Genomic DNA, 21,782 nt, shown 5'->3' on the forward strand with positions numbered 1-21,782 from the left:
ACAAAAAATTGTGAGGTTATTCTAGCGGAAAAGCCGAAAACTTTCAGCCATTCGGACGAATCCAAGCTAACTCTTAAATAGAAAAACTGGAACCACAACCACAGGTTGTGGTGGCATTGGGGTTGTCAACAAAAAAGCGGGAGCCCTGCAGCCCTTCTTCGTAGCTAACGACTCCACCCATCAAATATTGCAGGCTCATAGGATCGACTAACAGAGTGACGCCGTCTTTCTCAATTTCCATGTCACCCGGGTTTTTCTTTTCATCAAAGGTAAAACCATACTGGAAGCCAGAACATCCGCCCCCGGTTACGTAGACACGCAACTTTAGGTTTGGATTTTCTTCTTCAGAAATCAGCTTACCCACTTTGCTTGCCGCTTGTTCAGTGAACTCAATCGGCATTGCCTGCTCTGCTGAACTGCTCATGATTTCTCTACCCCTGTTAAACTCTGTTGATATTTTCTCTTACCTGAGTATTTTGGTCAAGTATTACCATCACTGCGTACACTCGGCGTCGCATCGCTCCGGTTAATGTCTTTCCAGAAAAAGGTTCGCTCCAGTGTTCCGTTACCACCTTTAGTTACGCGAACCTTAACTTCCACCCGCTCAGGCACCAACCCTTCAGGCATCAAGAAATCACCTTCATACAACGAAAAGTAACGCATTGAAAAACTACGATCGTCCTTACCAAGGTTTGCTAAATCCAGTAAATTGTAACGTTTTTTATCACCAGCGGTGCGTCCCACGAGCTCCACCGTGACATTACCCTGGACAAAGTTACGCCGTTGCTCAATTTGCAATAATGCCAGAGAAAAATGAAAGTGATTTTCTGAGCGATTCGGCGTAATTGTCAGCGAATCAATAATAACGCCGGCCTCTTGCAACTCCGGCGCCATGATTTTCTGATAGAAAGCTAAGTCACGTCGTAACCCATAATTATCATTTTGTAATACACTCAGTTCATCTTGCAGACTTTGATTGGCTGAACGCTCAATATCCAGTTCAACTTGCAGCACATGCCGTTGATACTCCATTTGCTCCAGCCGTTGATAAAGCTGGTCAAGCTGCTGTTCCTGCTCAGAAACTTCTTGTTTTAACGCTTTTGCATGCCATACACCAGCTAAATACGCTAAGTACACAACCAGAACGACAGCTATGATCATTACGATAAACACCGGGAAGGCTCCCCAGCGCTGTTGCCAATATTTCAGGTTAAAATAGGGCTTCATAACTTCCAGCTCATTTCCATCAGGCGTTTATGCTGATATGTTATTGATAAATATGCAAGCGTCATCTCACGGTTTTAGGTAAGGATCATTTTTTACATGGCCTCTAGCTCAGCACTGCGTCAACAACTGCGAAAACAGCTGGCAACGCCTTCGACCACCATCGCCATTTGTATAATGGGTCTGGCCGGCGGTATTCTGGCAGCTTTAATGATTGCTGGCTTTCGTTTTGCCATTGAACAAGGCGCTTATCTTGTTGGTAATGACAGTGATTGGCAACAGCCTTTACCAACCACTTACCGATTCTTATTACCCATTGTCGCTGCGGTGTTCATCTACGGACTGTTCAAATTATCGGGCTCTAAGCAATTGCGAATGGGAATTCCCTATGTCATTCACCGAATGAAACAACATTACGGCATACTTCCCTGGCGCAGTAGTGTTAACCAGTTTTTTGGCGGAATTATTGCGTTGGTTGCAGGTTTCAGTGTTGGTCGCGAAGGTCCTTCCGTTCATTTAGGAGCGGCCGCAGCGACCTGGCTCGGGTTTCACTTCGACGCTCCGAAAAATGCCATTCGCACCCTTGCAGCCTGTGGTATAGCCGCGGCTATTGCCGCATCTTTTAATACACCGTTAGCGGCTATGATTCTGGTTATGGAAGTCGTGCTGCGCGAATACAAAGTTCACGTGTTCATTCCGGTTATGCTTTCAGCCGTTGTCGGCTCCCTAATCACCGAGGAAATTTTTGGGGTGGCGTCAGAGTTAGCCGCATTATCGGCACAGGATATCCCAACCACACAGTTGCCCTGGGTGGTTTTACTAGGCGTTGTGCTGGGGCTGGTGGGCGTGTTGTTTAAAAAGCTGATGCTGGATGTGATGGAAACGGTCAAAGACATGTCGCTGTTTACCCGCCTGCTATTTGCCGGGCTCATTACCGCAATGCTGGCAGTTATTATACCCACCAGTCTGGGAACCGGGCTTACCGCCATTGAACAAGTACTCAACCATCAGGGTCAAATGTCTTTACTAACCACCTTGCTACTTGCCAAACTTTTTGCCTCTGCTATTGCATTAGGCATGGGTATTCCCGGTGGTTTAATTGGTGCAGTATTTGGTATTGGCGCTATCATCGCCGCCGTATTTGTAGGCGCTGTAAACGGCTTGGGAATTCAACAAGACTTATCCTTTGACAGCTTCATCCTACTGGGAATGGCAGGTATTCTGGCAGCCTGTATTCATGCACCAATGGCAGCACTGCTGGCCATTGTGGAACTGTCCCGTAGCGTTGAGATTATCATTCCCGCAATGCTGGTTATTGTTCCGGCTTATCTGATATCCAGCCAGCTGTTAAAGTCTAAATCTGTTTTTATCGCTCAATTAGAACTTCAGGGACTGCCTTATCAACTGGCACCGGTGCATGTCGCGTTACAGAAAACCGGTGTTGAGAATGTTATGGAAACCGACTTTAAACTGCTGCTTGAGCCAACTCAGAACGAGCTGGTCGACTCGCTTGAGTCAGCACAGGCCAAAACGGTTATTGTTATGTCGGTCAATGAAGAGAATCAGGCGCTTTATCGTCTCGTCTCTTACGATATTAATGCCGGCGACAGCCCCAGTCTGAGCTATACACCTATTAAAGGAATTCGGGTAACATCGACATTAGCTGAAGTACATGATGAAATTGGCCAACAACGACGTGGTGCCGTTTTTATTTATGAATCCGATGGCGATCAACCTTGCGGTATTGTTACCTGGGAAGTTGTTCGTAAAGCCTTACAGAGAGAACTCGCATGACATGGATACTATGGGTTAAAGCCCTTCACATCGCTTTTATGGTAGCCTGGTTCGCTGGCATTTTCTATTTACCTCGTTTATTTGTTTATCACGCTATGAATGCAAAACCAGCGGTTGATGAACAGCTCTGCATCATGGAAAGACGGTTGCTTTACTTTGTCACACCTTTTGCAATTCTCACACTGATTTTCGGTGTCGCTCTGATTTTTGCCTACGGTTCAGCGTGGTTTGCTGCCAGCGGCTGGATGCACACAAAACTGCTATTAGTGTTTTTGCTTTATATTTACCACGGTTACTGCTTTAAACTGCTAAAGGATTTCAAAACCGGCAAGAACCGTCGCAGTCATCGCTTTTACCGCGTATTCAACGAACTGCCGGTACTGGCACTGTTCGCAATTATCATTTTAGCTGTGGTTAAGCCTTATTAGATTCTCTTGTGCCGCATGATTTGATATAGTGTGCGCCCAGTGACATTCTGCGGCGGAGGCGCACCTAAAGATGAATTTCACCGGCTCCAACATTCTTTCTGTTAATCAGTTCGATCGCGACAGCATTGACTATATATTCTCCGTTGCAGATAAGATGCAACCTTATGCTCGTCGTAAAACGCGCACTCGTGTTCTTGATGGCGCTATCCTTGGTAATTTGTTTTTCGAACCTTCTACCCGCACCCGGGTAAGTTTTGGCACGGCCTTTAACCTGTTAGGTGGCGAAGTCCGTGAAACTACGGGTATGGAAAGTTCGGCCATTGCAAAAGGCGAATCGCTTTACGATACGGCACGCGTATTAAGTAGCTACAGCGATGTCATCGCTATGCGCCACCCGAAATCCGGCTCTGTTCGAGAGTTTGCTGAAGGCAGCCGGGTACCCGTCATTAATGGCGGTGACGGTGCAAACGAGCACCCCACTCAAGCATTGTTGGACCTGTACACCATTGAGAAAGAACTGGCCTATCACCAGCAAAGCATTGATAACATGCACATTTGTATGATTGGTGACTTAAAATACGGACGTACCGTTCACTCGCTGTCCAACTTGCTCTCAATGTACAAAAACATTCAATTCACACTCATTTCACCGCGTGAACTTTCTATGCCCGATTCGGTATTAGACACGTTAGAAAATGCCGGTCACCGCGTAATTGTGACCGAAAAAGTTAATGGTATTGTCGATGCTGACATTGTTTATCAGACCCGAATTCAGCAAGAACGCTTTGCCAGCCCGGAAGACGCTGATCAATATCGTGGCAAGTTTCGTTTAAACCAGGATATTTACACTAAGCACTACAAACCCAATACCGTGATCATGCACCCTTTGCCACGCGATTCCCGTGCCGAGGCTAATGAGCTGGATAACGACTTAAACCAAAACCCCAATTTGGCTATTTTCCGTCAGGCCGACAATGGAGTGCTGATTCGTATGGCTTTGTTTGCATTAACACTCGGAGTTGTTGATCAGGTCGATAAGCACCAATGTGCAGTCAACTGGCACAGCGAAAAAAGCCAACTGTAAAGAGCCAATCATAAAAAGGAGCTACGACATGAGTCGCTCAGAAGAGTTATACACTCAAGCACAAATTAGTATTCCCGGCGGCGTTAACTCGCCGGTTCGGGCTTTTAACGGCGTTGGTGGCAGCCCCATCTTCTTCGAGCGTGCAGACGGCGCTTATATGTACGACGCAGACGGTCAGCGTTACATCGACTACGTAGGCTCCTGGGGCCCTATGATTCTGGGTCACAACTACCCGGCAGTTTTAGAGGCGACCCTGCAAGCGGCCAGGCGTGGTTTAAGCTTTGGTACGCCTACGGAAGTCGAAATCACCATGGCGGAAATTATTCGCAAAATTGTACCGTCCATTGAAAAAGTGCGCATGGTGAACTCCGGCACAGAAGCCACTATGACCGCCATTCGCCTCGCCCGGGGTTATACCGGTCGCGATAAAATCCTGAAGTTTGAAGGTAACTATCATGGTCACGCCGACTCTTTGCTGGTTAAAGCAGGCTCCGGCGCATTGACACTGGGCGTTCCCAACTCACCGGGAATTCCTGAAGACTTTGCCAAGCACACTTTAACCGCCACCTATAACGATATTGAGTCGGTTAAACAAATTTTCGCTGAAATGGGCGATGAAATAGCCTGCATTATTGTCGAGCCGGTAGCAGGCAATATGAACTGCATTCCGCCGGTTGACGGCTTTCTGGAAGGCTTACGCAGCATTTGCGACGACCATGGTTCCGTCTTAATTTTTGACGAAGTTATGACCGGCTTCCGGGTTGCTCCGGGCGGTGCTCAGGAGCGTTACAACGTAAAACCTGACCTGACCACTTTGGGTAAAGTGATTGGCGGTGGTATGCCGGTGGGTGCTTTTGGCGGTAAAAAAGAAGTGATGGATTACATTGCCCCGGTCGGCCCTGTGTATCAGGCCGGTACGCTATCCGGTAACCCGGTTGCCATGTCCGCCGGTTTAGCGGCCTTGCAGCAATTGTCCACTCCCGGCCTCTATGATCAGCTTTATCAACGTGTGGATACCCTGCTCAACGGCTTGCAGGAACGTGCCGACCGCGCTGATGTTCCAATGACAACCAACCGCGCGGGTTCTATGTTTGGTTTCTTCTTTACCGAAGAACCTCAAGTTACTACCTTCGCTCAGGCCACTAAATGCAATATGGAGCACTTTAAAACCTTCTATCACGCCATGTTAAAGCAGGGTGTGTATCTGGCGCCGTCAGCTTTCGAGGGCGGCTTTATGTCAGCAGCACACAGTGAAGAAGACATTCAGGCAACACTCGATGCAGCGGAAAAAGCTTTCGCTCAGTTAGTGTAGCTCTGCATTATAGCGCCGGGCGTTAGCCAATGGCGCTTTTAGCCACCAAATAAACGTTCCCACCAGCTTTTCTCGCGGATATTGCCTTCACAGGTCATATCCCCGGGAAGCCGGATTGCTTCTGCCGGTAGCTCACGACCATTGTCGCAGTCACCCGGAATTCTTTGCCCCGTGGTCGGGTGAAAGTTCTGTATTTGCAGAGGCTCAGGCACATCTAAAGCCATACTCAAAGGCGGCAAATACTCGTAAAAGTCAGCCGCAACTTTTAACGCTCCGCTACTTCCGGTCAAACCAACGGGTTGATTATCATCACGCCCTAACCACACTGTTACTACCTGCTCACCATCAGCGGCAACAAACCAGCTGTCTCGGTAGTCATTGGTGGTGCCTGTTTTACCACCCACGACTTGCCCCGCAAGCGCACTTTGTAAGCTACTGGCAGTTCCTTCAGCCACCACCCCATGCAAACCATAGCGAGTTAAATAAGACACACTTTGATCAAAAACTTTCTTCGCTTTTGGTGGCTCACGTCGATACAAAACGTCGCCCTGGTGAGTCGTAATCGAAGAAACCGCCGCTAATGGCTGGTAATGGCCATTGTTCATTAACGCCGTGTATATTCGTGTCACTGCCATAGGAGACAACGATGCAGAACCTAAGGTCAATGAAGGGTAAGCCTGCAACGGAGTTGTCACACCCAGTTCGCGTAAATAACTCACCAGTTGGTCTATGCCCACTTCCATACCGACCCGAACGGCGGGTAAGTTACGCGACTGAACTAACGCATGGTAGAGCAACAAGCTGCCGTCAAATTTCTTATCATAATTTTGTGGCTTCCACTGTTCGCCACCTTTATCTGATAGCGTAATCGGTTCATCCGCAACCGGCGTATTTAAACCAATGCCGGAATCCTGCATAGCAGCAGCATAAATAATGGGTTTCATTAATGAGCCTATCGGCCGCAAAGCTAGCAACGCACGGTTATAACCTATCGCCTGACTCAAACGCCCTCCGGCCAGTGCGCTGACAGTGCCTGTGCGGTAGTCTGCAACCACCATTGCACCTTCTAACGTTTGGTCTTCCCCATCAGTCAGAAGCTGCTGTGCTAACGATCGCTGCACCGCATTTTGCACATCCACTTGTAAATGTGTGAAGATTTTCAACCCGGTATCCTGCCAGTCTTCCGGCAACATAATACGTTTCATTTCACGTCGTACTAAATCCATATAATGGGGGTATGGGTGTTCTACCAGGCGCCGACTTTCCTTCACATCCAGCGTCTGCTTAACCGCCGAAACATAGTTCTTTTTACCGACTAAATCATTTTCAAACATGACCTTAAGAACGGTATCCCGGCGCTGCCTTGCCCGCTCAGGAAAGCGTCTGGGGTCGTAATAAGAGGGCCCTTTTATCATCCCCACCATTAACGCAATTTCGCTCGGGCTGAGCTCCTGCACCTGCTTACCAAAATAAAACTGACTGGCAAGCCCTATACCGTGAATGGCATTGCTGCCGTCCTGACCAAAGTAAACCTCGTTCAAATAGGTTTCCAGAATGGTGTTTTTATCAAAGCGGTAATCGATGACCAGCGACATCATGGCTTCATGAAATTTACGCCACAGTGTCTGCTCTCTGGTCAGATAAATATTTTTAACAAGCTGCTGAGTAAGCGTAGAGCCTCCCTGTACCGTCCTTTCCGCTTTAACGTTAGCAACCAGAGCGCGTAAAATAGACCAGGGAGACACTCCCTGATGATGATAAAACTCCTGATCTTCAACTTTTAACAAGGTTTCAATGAGTAAGTTAGGAACGACCTCCAGACCAACTAATAATCGATCTTCTTTACTCAGGGTGCTAATGCGCCCTATCAACTCCGGCTCTAACCGGAAACGCTTCAACTCACTGCCGCTGGGCCAACTTTTGATCGACTCGATGCGGTCACCCCGGAAATTGATCTGAACGCGTTGAGACATTTGCGGGCCGTCTGAAAAATCAAAAGGCCGCCGGTGCACCATCACATTGCGCTCGCCCACTGAATAATAACCCGATTGTTGCGTATTCGAGCTGCGCTCGTAACCCACCCGTTCCAGAATATCTACGAAGCGCTGCAAACGCATAGGGTGATTTTTTTCAAGCGATACTTCCCCGGCATAAACCAGAGCAGGCGCCTGATAGCGATCATTACTAAAATGACGGGATAAACTGGCATCCAGATAAATGGCGTAAAGCCCAATGACGGCAATAAGTACCAGTCCTATCTTAAAGCTTGTCCAGAATAGGTATTGAAACCACCGACTTTTCATCACGACTAATGCCTTTTGGTCTTAAAGGTTGCTGTTGCACTGAGAGGCTCTTCGGGCCACGGATGCTTGGGATAGCGCCCGCGCATTTCTTTTCGCACCTCGGCATAAGCATTTAGCCAAAAGCTGGCAAGATCATTAGTGCGCTGCAGAAGCCGGCCGGCCGGAGACAGAAGATCAACGGTTACAACTTGTCGATTATCAATAATTGTGGGCGATTCAGACACACCAAACATTTCCTGTAATTTGACCTCAACTCTGGGGTTGTCGTCCAGATAATTTATAAACACTTTACGTTTTGTCGGCGTTATCCACCATTCAGGACAGGCTGCATTAAGTCGTTGTAACTCGGAGTAATCAAGAAAATAACACAATGCTTCGTAAGGGTCCCACTGCTGTAGTTGTTTCAGTGATCGAATATTCGCCCAGTACGGTGCAGCCCAACGCTGCAGCGTATTAAGTAACCCAGCATCGCTCATGTCGTACGAGCACAGTTCTCCAACGTGTTGCAAGCAATGAACCCGGCGCCTCAGCTGTTGCGCGCGTCGGCTCCAGTTGAGCTTTTCAAGGCCATTTTCGCGCAGCCACCGGCAAAAAGCCTGGGTTTTTTGTTCATTAGAAACCGATCCACTGTTAGTTATCTGGCTGAGTACTATTGAACCGAGTTGAGTACGAGTTATTTGTCGCAGTTGTTGCTGCTCACCCACCCATTCAGCCGTTTCCCGGGTTTGCAAAGGAATACCGGCTTCTTTTAGCAACGACAGCGCGTCATCCAAAGGTAACAGACAGCGGCTGCGTCCTGTGGTGTTCTGCTCTTGGAAGGTAACATCAAAAATAATGGCCCACGGCGGCTGCTTCAGCCTATTGCTATCGCCACTGACCCGACCGCCACAGGCCAGTTGAAAGTCATCCCGGCTGGCATCGTATTTTGCGACTCTGTCGGGGTAACCTTGCAGCAAGGCAACAGCAAGACCGTTTTCACGAGTCTTTACCGATTCTTTCAGCCCAAAATGATTTAACCAATAGCGCCAGCGCTGCGACCATAAAGGTGACTGATTACGCTGATTATAATGCTGCTGAGCGCGGTCAGATAAAGAAACCGTTTTTATGCTACTTTGCGGTTCTTCCAGTGTCGCCAGAACGCGAGCCATACCAGCTTGCTGTTCTTCGTCCAGCGCTTTAGTGGCGTTTGCGACCAATAAAATTCTGGGATCAGAGCCGCCAGATTCAAGCTGTCGGGCTTTTGCGGTTAACTGCCCCTGCTTTATTAAACCAGTACTGACTAAAAAGTCTGTCGCCGCAGCGCAATGCCCCGGATCGGGTTGAGAAAACCAAGCCAGTTCAGTAATCCGACTGCCCCAGCGCAAAACATCCAGCACCAACGCAGAGAGATCCTGCGTCGCAACATCCGGCGCCGCGTAGTCTGCAAAGCCATGCTCATCGGAACGCGCCCACAAGCGGAAGCATTGTCCTGCCTGTTGGCGACCCGCACGGCCAGCGCGCTGTATCGCCGATGCTTTTGCAATACGTTGGGTAACTAACTGGCTTAGCCCGTATTGCGGCAGATACTGAGCCCGACGCTCGCGCCCACTGTCGACAACCACATCAATACCGTCCAGGGTTAAACTGGTTTCTGCAATATTAGTTGCCAGAATAATGCGCTTTTCATCGGTCGCGTTTACTACCTGCCGTTGTTGTTGCAAAGGGATACGTCCGTGCAATGCCAAAATGGGGATGCCGGAGTTAAGCCGCTGACTCAGCTCAGTTGCCACCTTTTGGATTTCATAAACCCCGGGCAGAAAAACCAGAACCCCCTTTTCGGCAGCGGCAAAAGCTTCGACCACCACTTTCGGCAATTCAGACAGCCATTCAGTAACATGCCCCGGAGGTCGGTAATGATAATCAACCGGGTAACTGGGCCCTTCACTGCGTAACACCTGAACATCTTCGCCGTAGTCTTCTAACCAGAGCTTTAACCGCTCGGCGGGCAGGGTTGCTGACATAATCAGCAAGTTTAAATCCGCACGCAATGGCAACGCATCAATCACCAGCGCCAGACTCAAATCACTGTGTAAATTGCGCTCGTGGAATTCATCAAAAATAAGCGTACTTATGCCACTAAGCTCAGGATCGTCCTGTAGCCATCGCACCAGTACGCCTTCGGTAATGATCAGTAACTTGGTAGACTGACTGCGTTTGCTGTCACCGCGTACCGTGTAACCAACTTGCTTACCGACAGGTTCACCCAGTTGCTTCGCGAGGTAATGAGCGATATTAAGTGCGGCAACCCGGCGGGGCTGCAACATGACAATAAGGCCATCGTCAGCAACACGCTGCTGCAATAAAAATAGCGGAAGTTGGGTTGATTTACCGGCACCAGGTGGCGCCTCAATAACGACACGTGCTGCCGGAAAGGCTTTCGCCAACTCCGGCAGTACGCTTTCTATTGGCAAGGTCATGCCAAATTAATCACCTTGTACGGTGGCGGCTATGGTTCTGACACCGGCGGCCGTTGCACCGGTGGCCCACATGGAAGTCGCCGACTTTTGGTAAGCGCCGGCTAAATCAAAGTGTAACCAGCCCTGACCTTTGTTCGGCGCAAAGCGCAGTAAAAAGCCTGCGGCGTTACTGGCGCCACCGGCGCCACCGCCTTTCTGCGGGCGGCTGTTTGCGGTGTCGGCAAAAGCCGACGGGCAGCTTTCACTGTGCCATGGCGCCAGCGGTAAACGCCACAACAATTCGTTTTCTTTATCGGCATTGGCTAAGGCTTTAGTGGCAGCAACCTCGTCCACACTGAATAAGGCATTGTATTCATTACCAACTGCCATTTGCGCTGCGCCGGTCAGAGTTGCCGCATCGATAATTTGTTTAGCACCGAATTCGCCCGCGGCCTGCAGGCCATCAGCCAATACCAGGCGGCCTTCAGCGTCAGTGTTCACCACTTCAACCGTCAGCCCATTCTTATAACGAATAATATCGCCCAATTTGAATGCGCGACCGTCAATCATGTTTTCTGCACAACAAAGCAGCAGCTTCACTCGTTTGTTCAGACCACGGCGTATAGCCAGCGATAACGCACCAGATACGGTTGCCGCGCCACCCATGTCGCATTTCATCGACAACATGCCTTCACTGGCCTTAATGCTGTAACCACCGCTGTCGTAAGTCACACCTTTACCAATCAGTGCAGTCTCTACCGGTGCGTTGTCATCACCGGTCGGGTTATAGTCCAATACCAGTAAACCCGGTGCGTGCTGACTTGCACGGCCGACGGTATAAATGCCCATCCAACCGGCGTCTTTCAGAGCTTCGCCTTTAATAAACTCGGCACTGACAGCATCAGGTGCCAAAGCTTTAAAATGTTCAGTTACCCGCGTAGCCAAACTTTCCGGGTAAATTTCTTCTGCCGACAAGTTAGTCAGTTCACGACTAAAGCGCGTTGCTTCACGCATGGCGTCCAGCTCTTTAACCGCTGGTTCGTCAGCCTTATTCCAGATAACCTGGTTAGTCGATAAGGTTGAGGTAAAACCTTGCGACAACGCCCATTGACGCTCCAGGCTCCAGTCGCTGCCGGCCGCTTCTATAGTCACGGCTCCGGTGTTGTCCAGAGTCCGCCCGGCTTTCTGGATTCGGCGTAAGTTCTCTGCTTCGTCTTCTGTCAGAATAATTTGTGCTTTGTTCTCACCAAACACTAAGTTTGATTTGGGATTCCAATACTGTGCGGGAGCTTGCTGAGTTAAATAGATTGCGAGTGCGCTGGACATTCTGTACCTCTGCCGATAATTTGCTGTTTGTTTATACTAGGGTTATGAGGTCTGTGATGCAATTTAACAAGCCCCTGCGGCAGGGAGTTTTGCAAAAAAGGTACAAACGCTTTTTAGCCGACATCGATTTTGGTCAGGAGCCTATCACCACTGTACATTGTCCCAATACCGGCGCAATGACAGGCTGCGCCGAGCCCGGATTTACAGCCTGGTGCAATGTTTCTGATAACCACAAACGTAAATACTCACTGACCTGGGAGCTTGCCCGGAATAGTAAAGGTGAGATGATTGTAGTGAATACCCAGCATGCCAACCGTATGGCAGGTGAATTGCTACAAACAGACCTGCTGCCCGAACTGAGTCAGTGGCAGGAGCTTAAGCCCGAACAGCGCTACGGCAAAGAAAAAAGCCGTATTGACTGGTGGGGAGTTGATTCCGATAGCCGCCAGTGCTTTATCGAAGTGAAAAGCGTCACCCTGGCCGATGGAGAGCAAGGTTATTTCCCCGATGCGGTTAGCCAACGTGCCCACAAACACTTGCATGAATTAATGCAAATGGTCAGTGAGGGCCACCGCGCCATACAACTGTATATGGTGATGCACCAAGGCATCGAAAATGTCTCACCAGCGTCGTATATTGATCCTAAGTACGCTGAACTGTGTAAACAAGCTAAGTACGCAGGAGTCGAGTTTTATGCCGTGAAGTGTTTAGCCTCACCAGAGGAAATAAAACTGGAGAGACCCGTGCCTGTAAACCTTTAAAACTCAGTCTAGTAATAATTTTAACTCATAAACTTGGTGCTAATAAGATTGCCAATACCAATCCTTTCTGGTATACGTAGCGTCCTTTTTTTTAAAGCACGCTTTTAAAGCACTCTGTTACAGAGAACGTAGGAGATCCATGATGCCTCAAGGCAAGGAAAAGAAAACCCATGGCATCCTGGCAATAGCCGGCCTGGAGCCGTATCAGGAGAAACAGGGCGAAGAATACATGAACGATGCGCAACGCACGCATTTTCGTCGTATTCTGGAAGAGTGGCGTCGTCAATTACGTCATGAAGTTGACCGTACCGTGCATCATATGAAAGATGAAGCCGCAAATTTCCCGGATCCGGTCGACCGAGCTACTCAGGAAGAAGAGTTCAGCATTGAATTACGTACCCGCGACCGCGAACGCAAATTAATTAAGAAAATTGAAAAAACGTTACAAAAGATAGAAGAAGACGACTTTGGTTTTTGTGACTCTTGCGGCATTGAAATTGGTATTCGCCGCCTGGAAGCTCGTCCTACAGCAGACCTTTGTGTCGACTGCAAGACGCTGGCCGAAATCAAAGAGAAGCAAATGACCGGAGCCTAAAGGCTCATGTATCGCGGTCGTTTCGCTCCGACACCTTCCGGGCCATTACATCTGGGGTCACTAGTAGCTGCCGTCGGTAGCTACTTAGATGCCAAAGCGCACCATGGCAAATGGCTGGTCCGTATTGAAGATGTTGATAAGCCACGAGCAATTGCCGGAGCGGCTGATACCATTTTAAAGCAGCTAGAAACCCATGGTTTAGAATGGGATAGCTCCGTTTTATATCAGAGCCAACGCGACCTTGTTTACCAACATCAATTAACGCAGCTACAAAAAGCGCAACGCCTTTATCAGTGTGACTGCAGTCGCAAGGCTATCCGCGCCCGCAGCGCACATTACGACGGCTATTGCCGAAACCGCCAGCCACGCACAAGTCCATACGCTCTGCGCTTTGTTAATCAGAACCCGGTTCATGAATTTAATGACCGCGCTCATGGCATCATTACCGACCATTCAGCCACAGTTAGTGAAGATTTTGTGCTTAAACGCCGGGATGGCCTGTATGCCTATCAACTGGCGGTTGTCGTTGACGATATTGAGCAGGGAATTACCAGTATTGTTCGTGGCAGCGACTTAATTACTCCAAGCTTCTGGCAACTCTCATTATGGCAGGAGCTCATTGGTAAACAGCCGCAAATGATGCACTTGCCGCTAATAATGAATGACGATGGCCGTAAGCTGAGTAAGCAAAATCACGCACCGCCAATAGATTCCCGACAGGCCAGCCAAAACTTACTGATCGCTCTTGATTATCTGGATATTGGCCTTAAACCAGAGCAGCAGCAAAGCACAACCACCGAAATATTGCAGCTGGCGGTGCAAAATTGGCGCAAAAAGTGGCATATAACGGGTCGTTAACGGTACAATATACAAACAACAACTGATTCTAACCAACAACAATGGTAAGGGAGAACCACCATTATTAAGCGAATTAAAGCACTGGCAAAGCGAGCCTTTTCCAGTAAAACGGCAGAGCCTGAATCCAGCCGGTTACCCAAATTGCAAGTTATCCCCAGGGACAAGCACCCGATATCCCGTAACGATATCAGTAAAAACGCCATCAAGGTTCTTTACCGACTGCATAACAGTGGCTTTGAAGCTTACCTGGTCGGCGGCTGTATCCGCGATATTTTACTGGGGCTTGAGCCAAAAGACTTTGACGTTACAACCAACGCCACCCCCGAGCAGATAAAATCGCTGTTTCGAAATTGTCGCTTAATTGGTCGCCGCTTTCGTCTGGCTCACATTGTGTTTGGACGCGAAGTTATCGAAGTTGCCACCTTCCGTGGACACCATGGTGACAGTCCTCAGGAAGAGAATAAGAAGAACCGGACGGCGGATCAGGACGAACATGGTCAACTGGTTCGCGACAATGTTTATGGCAGTATCGAGGAAGACGCTGAGCGTCGTGACTTTACCACTAACGCGCTCTATTACAATATCGCTGACTTCGCCATTTACGACTTTGCCAAGGGTGTCGATGACATTAACGCCGGCATTTTACGCATGATCGGCGACCCTGAAGTCCGTTACCGCGAAGATCCGGTAAGAATGCTGCGCGCGGTACGCTTTGCCACCAAACTGAATATGCAGATGGATAAGTCGGTCAGCGGTCCGTTAAAAGAGCTGGCACCGTTATTAACCAACATTCCCCCGGCGCGTTTATTTGACGAATTCCTGAAAATGTTTATGTCGGGCAAAGCCGAAGCTAATTTCCTGATGATGACCGAATTTGGTTTATTTCAGCAGTTATTCCCAATGCTGAAAGATTATCTGGCTGATGAACAGGCTCCACCGTATCAGATGATGCTGAAGTCCTTTAAGGATACCGACAAGCGTATTGCTGAAGAACAGCGTGTAACGCCAGCCTATTTAATTGCGGTACTGCTGTGGTGGCCATTACAGGCACGCCGCGAGCAGCTTGAAAACGAAGGCGGCTTACCGCCAATGGATGCTTTAAATGTGGCTTCTGCCGACGTTATCCATAGACAATCTCAACGGGTTTCACTGCCTAAGCGATTTACTCTTCCAGCCAGAGACATCTGGCAGTTACAGCGCAGACTTAAAGTGACTAAAGGTGCTCGTGCCATAAAAGTTCTGGAACATAAACGTTTCCGCGCAGCTTATGACTTTTTGTTGTTACGCTCTCATGTTGAAAGTGGTGATACTCAGTTAGCTCAACTTGCCGAACACTGGAGTAAAGCACAAGATAACCCGGCTCAGTTAAAGACCGCAAAACCCGGTCCCGGAACGGGCCGCCGTAAACCGCGCAGGCGTCGTGGCCCGCGTCGTAAACCTCAGGGAAATAAAGGTAATGACGCAACATAAAGCCTTTATTGCAATGGGCAGTAATCTGGGTAAGCCGACAGACAACATTCTGTCGGCGTTAACGGCTCTGAATGAAGACCCCCGCTGGCAATTGTTGGCCTACTCATCGCTTTACGGCAGTAAGCCCATGGGGCCTCAGGATCAACCCGACTATGTTAATGCGGTTTGCTCGGTCAGCACCGGGTTAACCGCAGCGGCTCTGTTACAAGCCTTGCACGATATTGAAGACAGCTTTGGTCGCAAACGCCTGAGACACTGGGGTGAGCGCAGTATTGACCTTGATCTGCTGCTTTTCGGTGATCAACAACATCAGTCCGAGCAGTTGAAGGTTCCACATCCCGGCTTATATGAGCGCAACTTTGTACTGTACCCTTTAGCTGAACTAGAGGCTGACCAGCTTCTACCAAACGGAATTACGGTCAGACAACAAGCACAGACACTTACCGAAGACGGTTTAGACGTGATAATCTGTCAATCCGATATACTAATCTAAGACGGCTGAAGGTGCGTCATGGCAACAACCAAAACCAGCATTGCAACATTACAAAAAATGAAAAAGGAAGGGATAAAAATAAGCTCCCTGACGGCCTACGATTCAAGCTTTGCCAAACTCATGACTGAACAGGGCGTCGACTTTATGTTAGTCGGTGACTCTCTGGGTAATGTTATACAGGGCAGGGACTCAACCGTACCGGTCACCACCGAGGATATGGTTTATCATACGCAGTGTGTTCGCCGTGGCGCCAGCAACGCTTTTGTCATTGCCGATATGCCCTTTATGACTTACAGCGCCCCGGAACAAGCCTACGAGGTTGCCGCTCGGTTAATGCAGGCCGGAGCGAACATGGTTAAACTGGAGGGTGGCCAATGGTTAGTCGAAACCATAGAAGGTTTAAAAACTCGGGGTATTCCGGTTTGTGCTCACCTTGGCTTACTGCCTCAGTCCGTCAATGTTCTGGGCGGTTATAAGGTGCAGGGTAAAGAACAACAGCAAGCCGACGACACTCTGAACCAGGCGCTGGCACTGGAAAAAGCAGGAGCTCAATTGCTTGTTTTGGAATGCGTGCCGGCGCCGCTTGGCAAACGTATTACCGAACAGCTATCCATTCCAACCATAGGTATTGGTGCAGGGCAGGATACCGACGGACAAATTCTGGTCATGCACGATATGCTCGGAATGAACAGTGACTACTTACCAAAGTTTGCTAAAAACTTTTTAGGCCAGGGTGGCTCCCTTGCCGATGCTTTCCGGTTGTATGCTGAGCAAGTTCGTTCAGGTGAATTTCCAACGTCCGAGCACAGTTACCAATGAGAATTCTGAAATCACTTGCTGAATTAAGAAACTGGCGCCAGCAACAGTCTGAAGTTGCTTTGGTACCCACCATGGGCAACCTGCACGATGGTCACCTGCAATTAGTGAAAACTGCGCTGGAGCGCTGCGATAATGTGGTCGTCAGTATTTTTGTGAACCCTATGCAATTTGGCGCGAACGAAGACCTCGACAGCTATCCCCGTACCTTAGAAGCCGACTGCCGGGCATTGGATGCCCTTGGGGTTGCTGCTGTATTTACGCCACAGATCAGTGACGTTTACCCACGCGGTCTCGATAAGCAGACCCGTATAGAAGTTCCCGGCATTAGCGATATTCTTTGTGGCGCCAGTCGTCCCGGGCATTTTACCGGTGTCGCGACCATTGTCTGCAAGCTATTTAATATGGTGCAGCCACAATTGGCTGTATTTGGTGAAAAAGACTATCAGCAGCTGCAAGTCATTCGCTTAATGACGCAAGACCTGAGTTTACCGGTGGAAGTATTAGGCACGCCCACTCAGCGTGAAACCAGTGGGCTGGCAATGAGTTCCCGCAATGGTTATTTGTCAGCTGAACAAAAGCAACAGGCGTCGGCGCTTTACCGCACGCTTGAAAAAACAAAAGCTGAGTTACGTTCAAATACTGATTTTAAAGCACTGGAAAAAGCCGCAATTAACGACTTAACTGAAGCAGGTTTTGCCCCTGATTACTTCAGTATTCGTAATGCAAAAGACTTGCAGGAAGCCACGCCCGAAGACTCTCAATGGGTGCTTCTGGCTGCCGCTTTCATGGGTGAAACGCGCTTGATTGATAACCTGCGGGTTACCAATAATAATGCTAAGTAAGCATACCGAGTTCACGCATTTCGTTGTGTAGTGCACCTCTCAAGCTGGTAGCTTTCGCTGCAATTTTGCGTTGCTCATCTAAAACTTCCTGCAACATCTCGTCGGTTGTTAAAGGGTTTGCTAAAACGACCCGAAATACAACCGTCGGCTCGTGATGATACTGAGCAGGTGTTAACTTGGTTCGCGACACAAAAGACTGCCCGGTTTCACGCTGACGCTTCTGAATGTATCGCGTTAATGCGTTTAAGTGCGGTGTTAAGCGCGCCAGCTGTTGAGGCGTAGCTTTTTCAAGCACGGCTTTCACCTTAGTCGGCACAAAGCGGTACGTTAAAATACAAAGCTCTGGCTCTGTAATCACCTCAAAATCGTCTTGCTCGGCAATTAAGCTGGAAAAATAACGGGCTTTATCAATACTGTTATTAATCAGTAGATCATAACCCCGGCGCCCTATAACGTGCATGGCCGAAAAGACCATCATCGCCATACCCGCCCGCGACCCTTCCATTGAGTGCGAACCTAAATCCTTAGAGCCCTGCCGAATAATATATTCAGCGTGATGTTCTATCGATTTAACCAGCGACGGGTTCTTAAACAACACCAGACCCGCCCCCATGGGCACATACATTTGTTTATGAGCATCAATAGTAACGCTGTCTGCCCGCTCAATACCGGCCAATAACGGCCTATGTTGTTCGGACAATAGCGTCGCTCCCCCCCAGGCAGCATCAACATGAAAGTGAGCGTCCACTTCTTCTGCAACATCAGCCATATCCTCAAGCGGATCGATATGACCCGTTTCCGTTGTCCCGGCGACACCGACCAGCGCCAGCACCTTGCCCCCTTCTTGCGCAATGTGTTCGCAGGTTTTGCGCAGTTCATCAATGCGAATACGGTTATCGTTGTCAGTTGCCACCGACACTAAGTTTTTACGACCTATGCCAAGCACATCAGCGGCTTTGCTCAGTGAATAATGCCCCCGCTCAGACACTACCACGGTCAGTTTAGAGTAACCGTAGTGCTGTAAGCCTGCGGCTAAGCCATCCGCTGCAATACCAGAAAAATCGCCATCGGCTTGCAACAGTCGGTTACGCGCGACCCAAAGCGCCGTCATATTGGCTATGGTTCCGCCTGAGCAAAACGCCCCCAGAGAGTGTTGGGCACTGTGCATCCAGCGATTATAGAACGGCGCATCCTGTTGATACACCAGGTGATGCATCATACCGATAACATTACGCTCTAACGGCGTGAACGCCTTGGAGGTTTCAATTTTTACCAGATTCTGATTCAGCCCCACCATCAACTTAGCTAATGGCAGCAGGAAATACGGCAGGGCGGAGGTCATGTGACCAATAAAACGTGGCGATGCCGTATGCACTGAGTGCGCAACCAATTTACCCAACAGAAAGTCAGTGTGATCTGAAACAAATTGGGGTTCTTCCGGAATCTGCGATTTATCGAAGTCCTGTTCAATTTCCTGCAAAGGCTTCTCGCGGGCAACAATATGCTGGCCCAGAAACCCCATCAGGTTTTCTGAAAGATGTTTTTCGATTTTACCTAACGTCGAATCAGGAGCCTCTGGTATGGTAAATATACGATACAGAGATTCTTGGCTGACTTCCGCCATATCATTTTTGGGGCTCAATCAGGCCTCCTTAGATAAGTTTGCATGCAGTTGCCATAACGCCTGACCACTGTTTTTATATTTACGTTCAAACGGTGTTATTGGCTCTGCTTCGTCGGCCAACAGCGAAATATCGGCATGATGTCCGCTCACCTTAAGTGCCTGAGCCACTTCAAGCAAGTACAGGCTCCAGTTTGAACGCAATTGCAATTCGCCGCCCAGCACAACAACCTCTTTCCACACTGGGCTACCATGCCAGCGACGCGCTAAATGGGCAGATTTAGGCCAGGGATTAGGATAGAAAATACAATGCTTCTGTAGTTGCCAGCTCGCCCGTGTTGCCAGTCGCCAAAAGTCATTCAAATCGGCACGGACAACCCAATAACGCTGGCCATTGTCACTGGTTTGATAGTGGCTATGGCGTTCCACCCGATGCGCCGATTTATCCACGCCGATGACCATAGCCCGGGGGTGAAGCTCTGCCAGTTGCGCGGTACTTTCTCCTACCCCACAGCAAGAATCCAGAATAACCGGCCCGCCCCAGCTTTTAACCTGCTCATTGATTTCATCAAAGGCCTGCTGGTTATGCGCTTGTATCGGCTTTAAGAAATCGCTTTTTAAATGACGGCGAACCACCGCTTCGGTGTCCTCATGCGGTCCATTCTGATTCGTTGTTACCGGTCGGGCTTGATGCATCAGGAACGAATCCCTATGCCTTTATCCAGAATATAATAAGCCGCTGCAAAAAAGAGAATATTGAAGCCAACCAGCACCGATACAGCAATTCCAATGCCAACGTCGGACTGGCCTAAAAAGCCATAACGGAAACCATTAACCATATACAGCACAGGGTTTACCATTGAAACCTTTTGCCAGAATTCAGGCAACAGGCTGACAGAATAAAACACTCCGCCTAAATACGTCAGCGGTGTGAGCACAAAGGTCGGCACAATAGAAATATCGTCAAAGGTTTTACCGTAAACCGCGTTAATCAGCCCACCCAGACAAAATAAGGTGGAGGTTAAAATGACGGTTAATATGACATAGCCAATATGAGCAATCTGAATCTCTTCCACAAAGAAGAAAGACACGCAGGTGACAATAACGGCCACAATAAGCGCTCTTGCCATACCGCCTCCCACATAGCCCGCAATAATAACGGCAGTAGGTACCGGCGACACCAGCATTTCTTCAATGTTACGTTGAAACTTAGCGCTGAAAAACGATGAAGCAACATTCGAGTAGGAATTGGTAATAACCGACATCATAATAAGACCCGGCACAATGAACTCCATGTAGCCAACGCCGCTCATTTCGCCAATCCGTTCTCCGACAATGCTACCGAAAATAACGAAGTAGAGCGTCATGGTAATAGCTGGCGGCACCAAAGTCTGTACCCAAATGCGCAGAAACCGGGTGCACTCTTTAATCCAGATGGTCTTTAGTGCGATAAAGTTAGCTGTGGAATGACTCATTTCGCTCATTTTGCTCTCTCCTGCTGACGTCCCTGCTCTACTAAAGAAACAAACAGCTCCTCTAAACGGTTCGCTTTATTACGCATCGACAATACTTTTACTTTTTGCGCTGAGAGCTGCTCGAATACCGCATTCAATCCGGCGTCCTTATCAACCTCAACTTCCAGCGTGTGTTCGTCGGTCCAGCGATGGTTAAAGTCATTAATCTCTGCGCCGTTATTGCCCGGCTCAAGATCCAGAATAAAGGTCTCCCGGCTTAACTGCGTCAACAAACGCTTCATTGAGGTATTTTCTATAATTCGCCCACTGTCAATAATGCCAATATTGCGACACAAGGTTTCCGCTTCTTCCAGGTAATGCGTGGTCAGAATAATGGTAATACCCTGTTGGTTTATCTTAGTCAGGTAGTCCCACATGGAACGGCGCAGTTCAATATCAACACCAGCCGTTGGCTCATCAAGAATCAACAGCTTAGGTTCATGCAACAGTGCACGGGCAATCATCAAACGACGTTTCATGCCCCCCGACAGTGACCTTGCCGGCCCATCGCGTTTATCCCACAAGCCTAACTGCTTTAAATATTTCTCGGAGCGTTCTTTCGCCAGGGGTCTGGGTACTCCGTAATACCCGGCCTGATTCACCACAATTTGCTGAACCGTTTCAAATTGATTGAAGTTAAACTCCTGAGGTACCAGCCCAATTTGGCGCTTTAGATCGGTAAGCTGCGTATCTAAGTCGTAACCAAACACTTTCACCGAGCCCGAGGTCTTATTCACCAACGAAGAAATAATACCAATGGTGGTTGATTTACCGGCTCCGTTAGGACCCAGAAGTGCATAAAAATCACCTTCTTCAACCACTAAATTGATACCTTTCAAGGCTTCAAAACCGCCCCGGTATGTCTTACGCAAGTTTTCAATTTCTAACGCTTTCATAACTATT

At 48.8% G+C, this 21,782-nt stretch carries 20 protein-coding genes; 11 read left to right on the plus strand and 9 right to left on the minus strand.

Translation table 11 applies throughout. The features are described 5' to 3' along the window. Positions 1–73: 73 nt before the first annotated feature. Both erpA and L8G48_RS08400 read right to left on the minus strand, forming a co-directional pair. Positions 74–424, minus strand: a complete 351-nt coding sequence (gene erpA, locus L8G48_RS08395) for an iron-sulfur cluster insertion protein ErpA (RefSeq protein ID WP_248264153.1) — start codon at positions 422–424, stop codon at positions 74–76. Positions 425–480: 56 nt separating this feature from the next. Further along, positions 481–1,227 carry a DUF6776 family protein gene (locus tag L8G48_RS08400; protein ID WP_248264154.1) on the minus strand — a complete coding sequence of 249 codons (747 nt, stop codon included), beginning with the start codon at positions 1,225–1,227 and terminating at the stop codon, positions 481–483. Between the two features lie 96 nt (positions 1,228–1,323). Between L8G48_RS08400 and L8G48_RS08405 the strand changes: the two genes are divergently transcribed. From L8G48_RS08405 to hemL, 4 genes are all read left to right on the plus strand, one after another. Further along, on the plus strand, positions 1,324–3,018 hold the full coding sequence (locus L8G48_RS08405; RefSeq protein WP_248264155.1) for a chloride channel protein: 1,695 nt from the start codon (positions 1,324–1,326) through the stop codon (positions 3,016–3,018). Continuing rightward, a complete protein-coding gene (hemJ, locus tag L8G48_RS08410) occupies positions 3,015–3,446 on the plus strand; it encodes a protoporphyrinogen oxidase HemJ (protein WP_248264156.1) in 432 nt (143 codons plus the stop codon). The genes L8G48_RS08405 and hemJ overlap by 4 nt, the downstream gene beginning before the upstream one ends. 70 nt (positions 3,447–3,516) lie before the next feature. Then, on the plus strand, positions 3,517–4,530 hold the full coding sequence (locus L8G48_RS08415) for an aspartate carbamoyltransferase (RefSeq protein WP_248264157.1): 1,014 nt from the start codon (positions 3,517–3,519) through the stop codon (positions 4,528–4,530). A 28-nt stretch (positions 4,531–4,558) separates the two neighbouring features. Continuing rightward, positions 4,559–5,842: a glutamate-1-semialdehyde 2,1-aminomutase gene (gene hemL / locus L8G48_RS08420; RefSeq protein WP_248264158.1), complete on the plus strand. Its 1,284-nt coding sequence runs from the start codon at positions 4,559–4,561 to the stop codon at positions 5,840–5,842. A gap of 38 nt (positions 5,843–5,880) precedes the next feature. Here the strand turns inward: hemL and mrcB are convergent, their stop codons facing one another. From mrcB to pepB, 3 genes are read right to left on the minus strand one after another with little or no spacing between them, the layout of a single operon-like run. Continuing rightward, the gene (gene mrcB, locus L8G48_RS08425; protein ID WP_248264190.1) at positions 5,881–8,145 is read right to left on the minus strand and encodes a penicillin-binding protein 1B; all 2,265 of its coding nucleotides are present in this window, start codon (positions 8,143–8,145) and stop codon (positions 5,881–5,883) included. A gap of 5 nt (positions 8,146–8,150) precedes the next feature. After that, the gene (hrpB, locus tag L8G48_RS08430) at positions 8,151–10,601 is read right to left on the minus strand and encodes an ATP-dependent helicase HrpB (protein WP_248264159.1); all 2,451 of its coding nucleotides are present in this window, start codon (positions 10,599–10,601) and stop codon (positions 8,151–8,153) included. A 6-nt stretch (positions 10,602–10,607) separates the two neighbouring features. Further along, entirely contained in the window at positions 10,608–11,906 is a 1,299-nt protein-coding gene (gene pepB, locus L8G48_RS08435) for an aminopeptidase PepB (protein WP_248264160.1), read from the minus strand. A gap of 56 nt (positions 11,907–11,962) precedes the next feature. Here pepB and sfsA point away from each other — a divergent pair, with 56 nt between their 5' ends. The 7 genes from sfsA to panC all read left to right on the plus strand — a co-directional run bounded on the left by sfsA (position 11,963) and on the right by panC (position 17,744). Beyond that, positions 11,963–12,667, plus strand: coding sequence for a DNA/RNA nuclease SfsA (gene sfsA, locus L8G48_RS08440; protein ID WP_248264161.1), 705 nt, complete (start codon positions 11,963–11,965; stop codon positions 12,665–12,667). 142 nt (positions 12,668–12,809) lie between these two features. Further along, on the plus strand, positions 12,810–13,262 hold the full coding sequence (gene dksA / locus L8G48_RS08445; RefSeq protein WP_248264191.1) for an RNA polymerase-binding protein DksA: 453 nt from the start codon (positions 12,810–12,812) through the stop codon (positions 13,260–13,262). Positions 13,263–13,268: 6 nt separating this feature from the next. Then, entirely contained in the window at positions 13,269–14,120 is an 852-nt protein-coding gene (gluQRS, locus tag L8G48_RS08450) for a tRNA glutamyl-Q(34) synthetase GluQRS (protein WP_248264162.1), read from the plus strand. 150 nt (positions 14,121–14,270) lie between these two features. Next, on the plus strand, positions 14,271–15,590 hold the full coding sequence (gene pcnB / locus L8G48_RS08455) for a polynucleotide adenylyltransferase PcnB (RefSeq protein WP_248264192.1): 1,320 nt from the start codon (positions 14,271–14,273) through the stop codon (positions 15,588–15,590). Further along, entirely contained in the window at positions 15,577–16,083 is a 507-nt protein-coding gene (gene folK, locus L8G48_RS08460) for a 2-amino-4-hydroxy-6-hydroxymethyldihydropteridine diphosphokinase (RefSeq protein WP_248264163.1), read from the plus strand. The genes pcnB and folK overlap by 14 nt, the downstream gene beginning before the upstream one ends. An 18-nt stretch (positions 16,084–16,101) precedes the next feature. Further along, a complete protein-coding gene (gene panB / locus L8G48_RS08465) occupies positions 16,102–16,902 on the plus strand; it encodes a 3-methyl-2-oxobutanoate hydroxymethyltransferase (protein WP_248264164.1) in 801 nt (266 codons plus the stop codon). Continuing rightward, on the plus strand, positions 16,899–17,744 hold the full coding sequence (panC, locus tag L8G48_RS08470) for a pantoate--beta-alanine ligase (protein WP_248264165.1): 846 nt from the start codon (positions 16,899–16,901) through the stop codon (positions 17,742–17,744). Before panB ends, panC begins: the two co-directional genes overlap by 4 nt. Here panC and panP read toward each other — a convergent pair. The 4 genes from panP to L8G48_RS08490 are packed head-to-tail and all read right to left on the minus strand — an operon-like array spanning position 17,737 to position 21,775. Beyond that, positions 17,737–19,386, minus strand: a complete 1,650-nt coding sequence (gene panP, locus L8G48_RS08475; protein ID WP_443986714.1) for a pyridoxal-dependent aspartate 1-decarboxylase PanP — start codon at positions 19,384–19,386, stop codon at positions 17,737–17,739. The genes panC and panP overlap by 8 nt on opposite strands. Next, positions 19,387–20,061, minus strand: coding sequence for a tRNA (guanine(46)-N(7))-methyltransferase TrmB (gene trmB / locus L8G48_RS08480; protein ID WP_248264166.1), 675 nt, complete (start codon positions 20,059–20,061; stop codon positions 19,387–19,389). Further along, positions 20,061–20,840, minus strand: coding sequence for an ABC transporter permease (locus L8G48_RS08485; RefSeq protein ID WP_248264194.1), 780 nt, complete (start codon positions 20,838–20,840; stop codon positions 20,061–20,063). The genes trmB and L8G48_RS08485 overlap by 1 nt, the downstream gene beginning before the upstream one ends. Positions 20,841–20,845: 5 nt before the next feature. Beyond that, positions 20,846–21,775, minus strand: coding sequence for an ABC transporter ATP-binding protein (locus L8G48_RS08490; protein ID WP_248264167.1), 930 nt, complete (start codon positions 21,773–21,775; stop codon positions 20,846–20,848). Positions 21,776–21,782 lie beyond the last annotated feature (7 nt).

This window comes from Idiomarina aminovorans (assembly GCF_023155095.1).
Lineage (GTDB): Bacteria > Pseudomonadota > Gammaproteobacteria > Enterobacterales > Alteromonadaceae > Idiomarina > Idiomarina aminovorans.

What these genes read in the sequence shown, in the direction of transcription:
- erpA (WP_248264153.1), bottom strand. Translation starts at nt 424, where the DNA reads ATGAGCAGTTCAGCAGAGCAGGCAATGCCGATTGAGTTCACTGAACAA.
- L8G48_RS08400 (WP_248264154.1), bottom strand. Translation starts at nt 1,227, where the DNA reads ATGAAGCCCTATTTTAACCTGAAATATTGGCAACAGCGCTGGGGAGCC.
- L8G48_RS08405 (WP_248264155.1), top strand. Translation starts at nt 1,324, where the DNA reads ATGGCCTCTAGCTCAGCACTGCGTCAACAACTGCGAAAACAGCTGGCA.
- hemJ (WP_248264156.1), top strand. Translation starts at nt 3,015, where the DNA reads ATGACATGGATACTATGGGTTAAAGCCCTTCACATCGCTTTTATGGTA.
- L8G48_RS08415 (WP_248264157.1), top strand. Translation starts at nt 3,517, where the DNA reads ATGAATTTCACCGGCTCCAACATTCTTTCTGTTAATCAGTTCGATCGC.
- hemL (WP_248264158.1), top strand. Translation starts at nt 4,559, where the DNA reads ATGAGTCGCTCAGAAGAGTTATACACTCAAGCACAAATTAGTATTCCC.
- mrcB (WP_248264190.1), bottom strand. Translation starts at nt 8,145, where the DNA reads ATGAAAAGTCGGTGGTTTCAATACCTATTCTGGACAAGCTTTAAGATA.
- hrpB (WP_248264159.1), bottom strand. Translation starts at nt 10,601, where the DNA reads ATGACCTTGCCAATAGAAAGCGTACTGCCGGAGTTGGCGAAAGCCTTT.
- pepB (WP_248264160.1), bottom strand. Translation starts at nt 11,906, where the DNA reads ATGTCCAGCGCACTCGCAATCTATTTAACTCAGCAAGCTCCCGCACAG.
- sfsA (WP_248264161.1), top strand. Translation starts at nt 11,963, where the DNA reads ATGCAATTTAACAAGCCCCTGCGGCAGGGAGTTTTGCAAAAAAGGTAC.
- dksA (WP_248264191.1), top strand. Translation starts at nt 12,810, where the DNA reads ATGCCTCAAGGCAAGGAAAAGAAAACCCATGGCATCCTGGCAATAGCC.
- gluQRS (WP_248264162.1), top strand. Translation starts at nt 13,269, where the DNA reads ATGTATCGCGGTCGTTTCGCTCCGACACCTTCCGGGCCATTACATCTG.
- folK (WP_248264163.1), top strand. Translation starts at nt 15,577, where the DNA reads ATGACGCAACATAAAGCCTTTATTGCAATGGGCAGTAATCTGGGTAAG.
- panB (WP_248264164.1), top strand. Translation starts at nt 16,102, where the DNA reads ATGGCAACAACCAAAACCAGCATTGCAACATTACAAAAAATGAAAAAG.
- panC (WP_248264165.1), top strand. Translation starts at nt 16,899, where the DNA reads ATGAGAATTCTGAAATCACTTGCTGAATTAAGAAACTGGCGCCAGCAA.
- trmB (WP_248264166.1), bottom strand. Translation starts at nt 20,061, where the DNA reads ATGCATCAAGCCCGACCGGTAACAACGAATCAGAATGGACCGCATGAG.
- L8G48_RS08485 (WP_248264194.1), bottom strand. Translation starts at nt 20,840, where the DNA reads ATGAGTCATTCCACAGCTAACTTTATCGCACTAAAGACCATCTGGATT.
- L8G48_RS08490 (WP_248264167.1), bottom strand. Translation starts at nt 21,775, where the DNA reads ATGAAAGCGTTAGAAATTGAAAACTTGCGTAAGACATACCGGGGCGGT.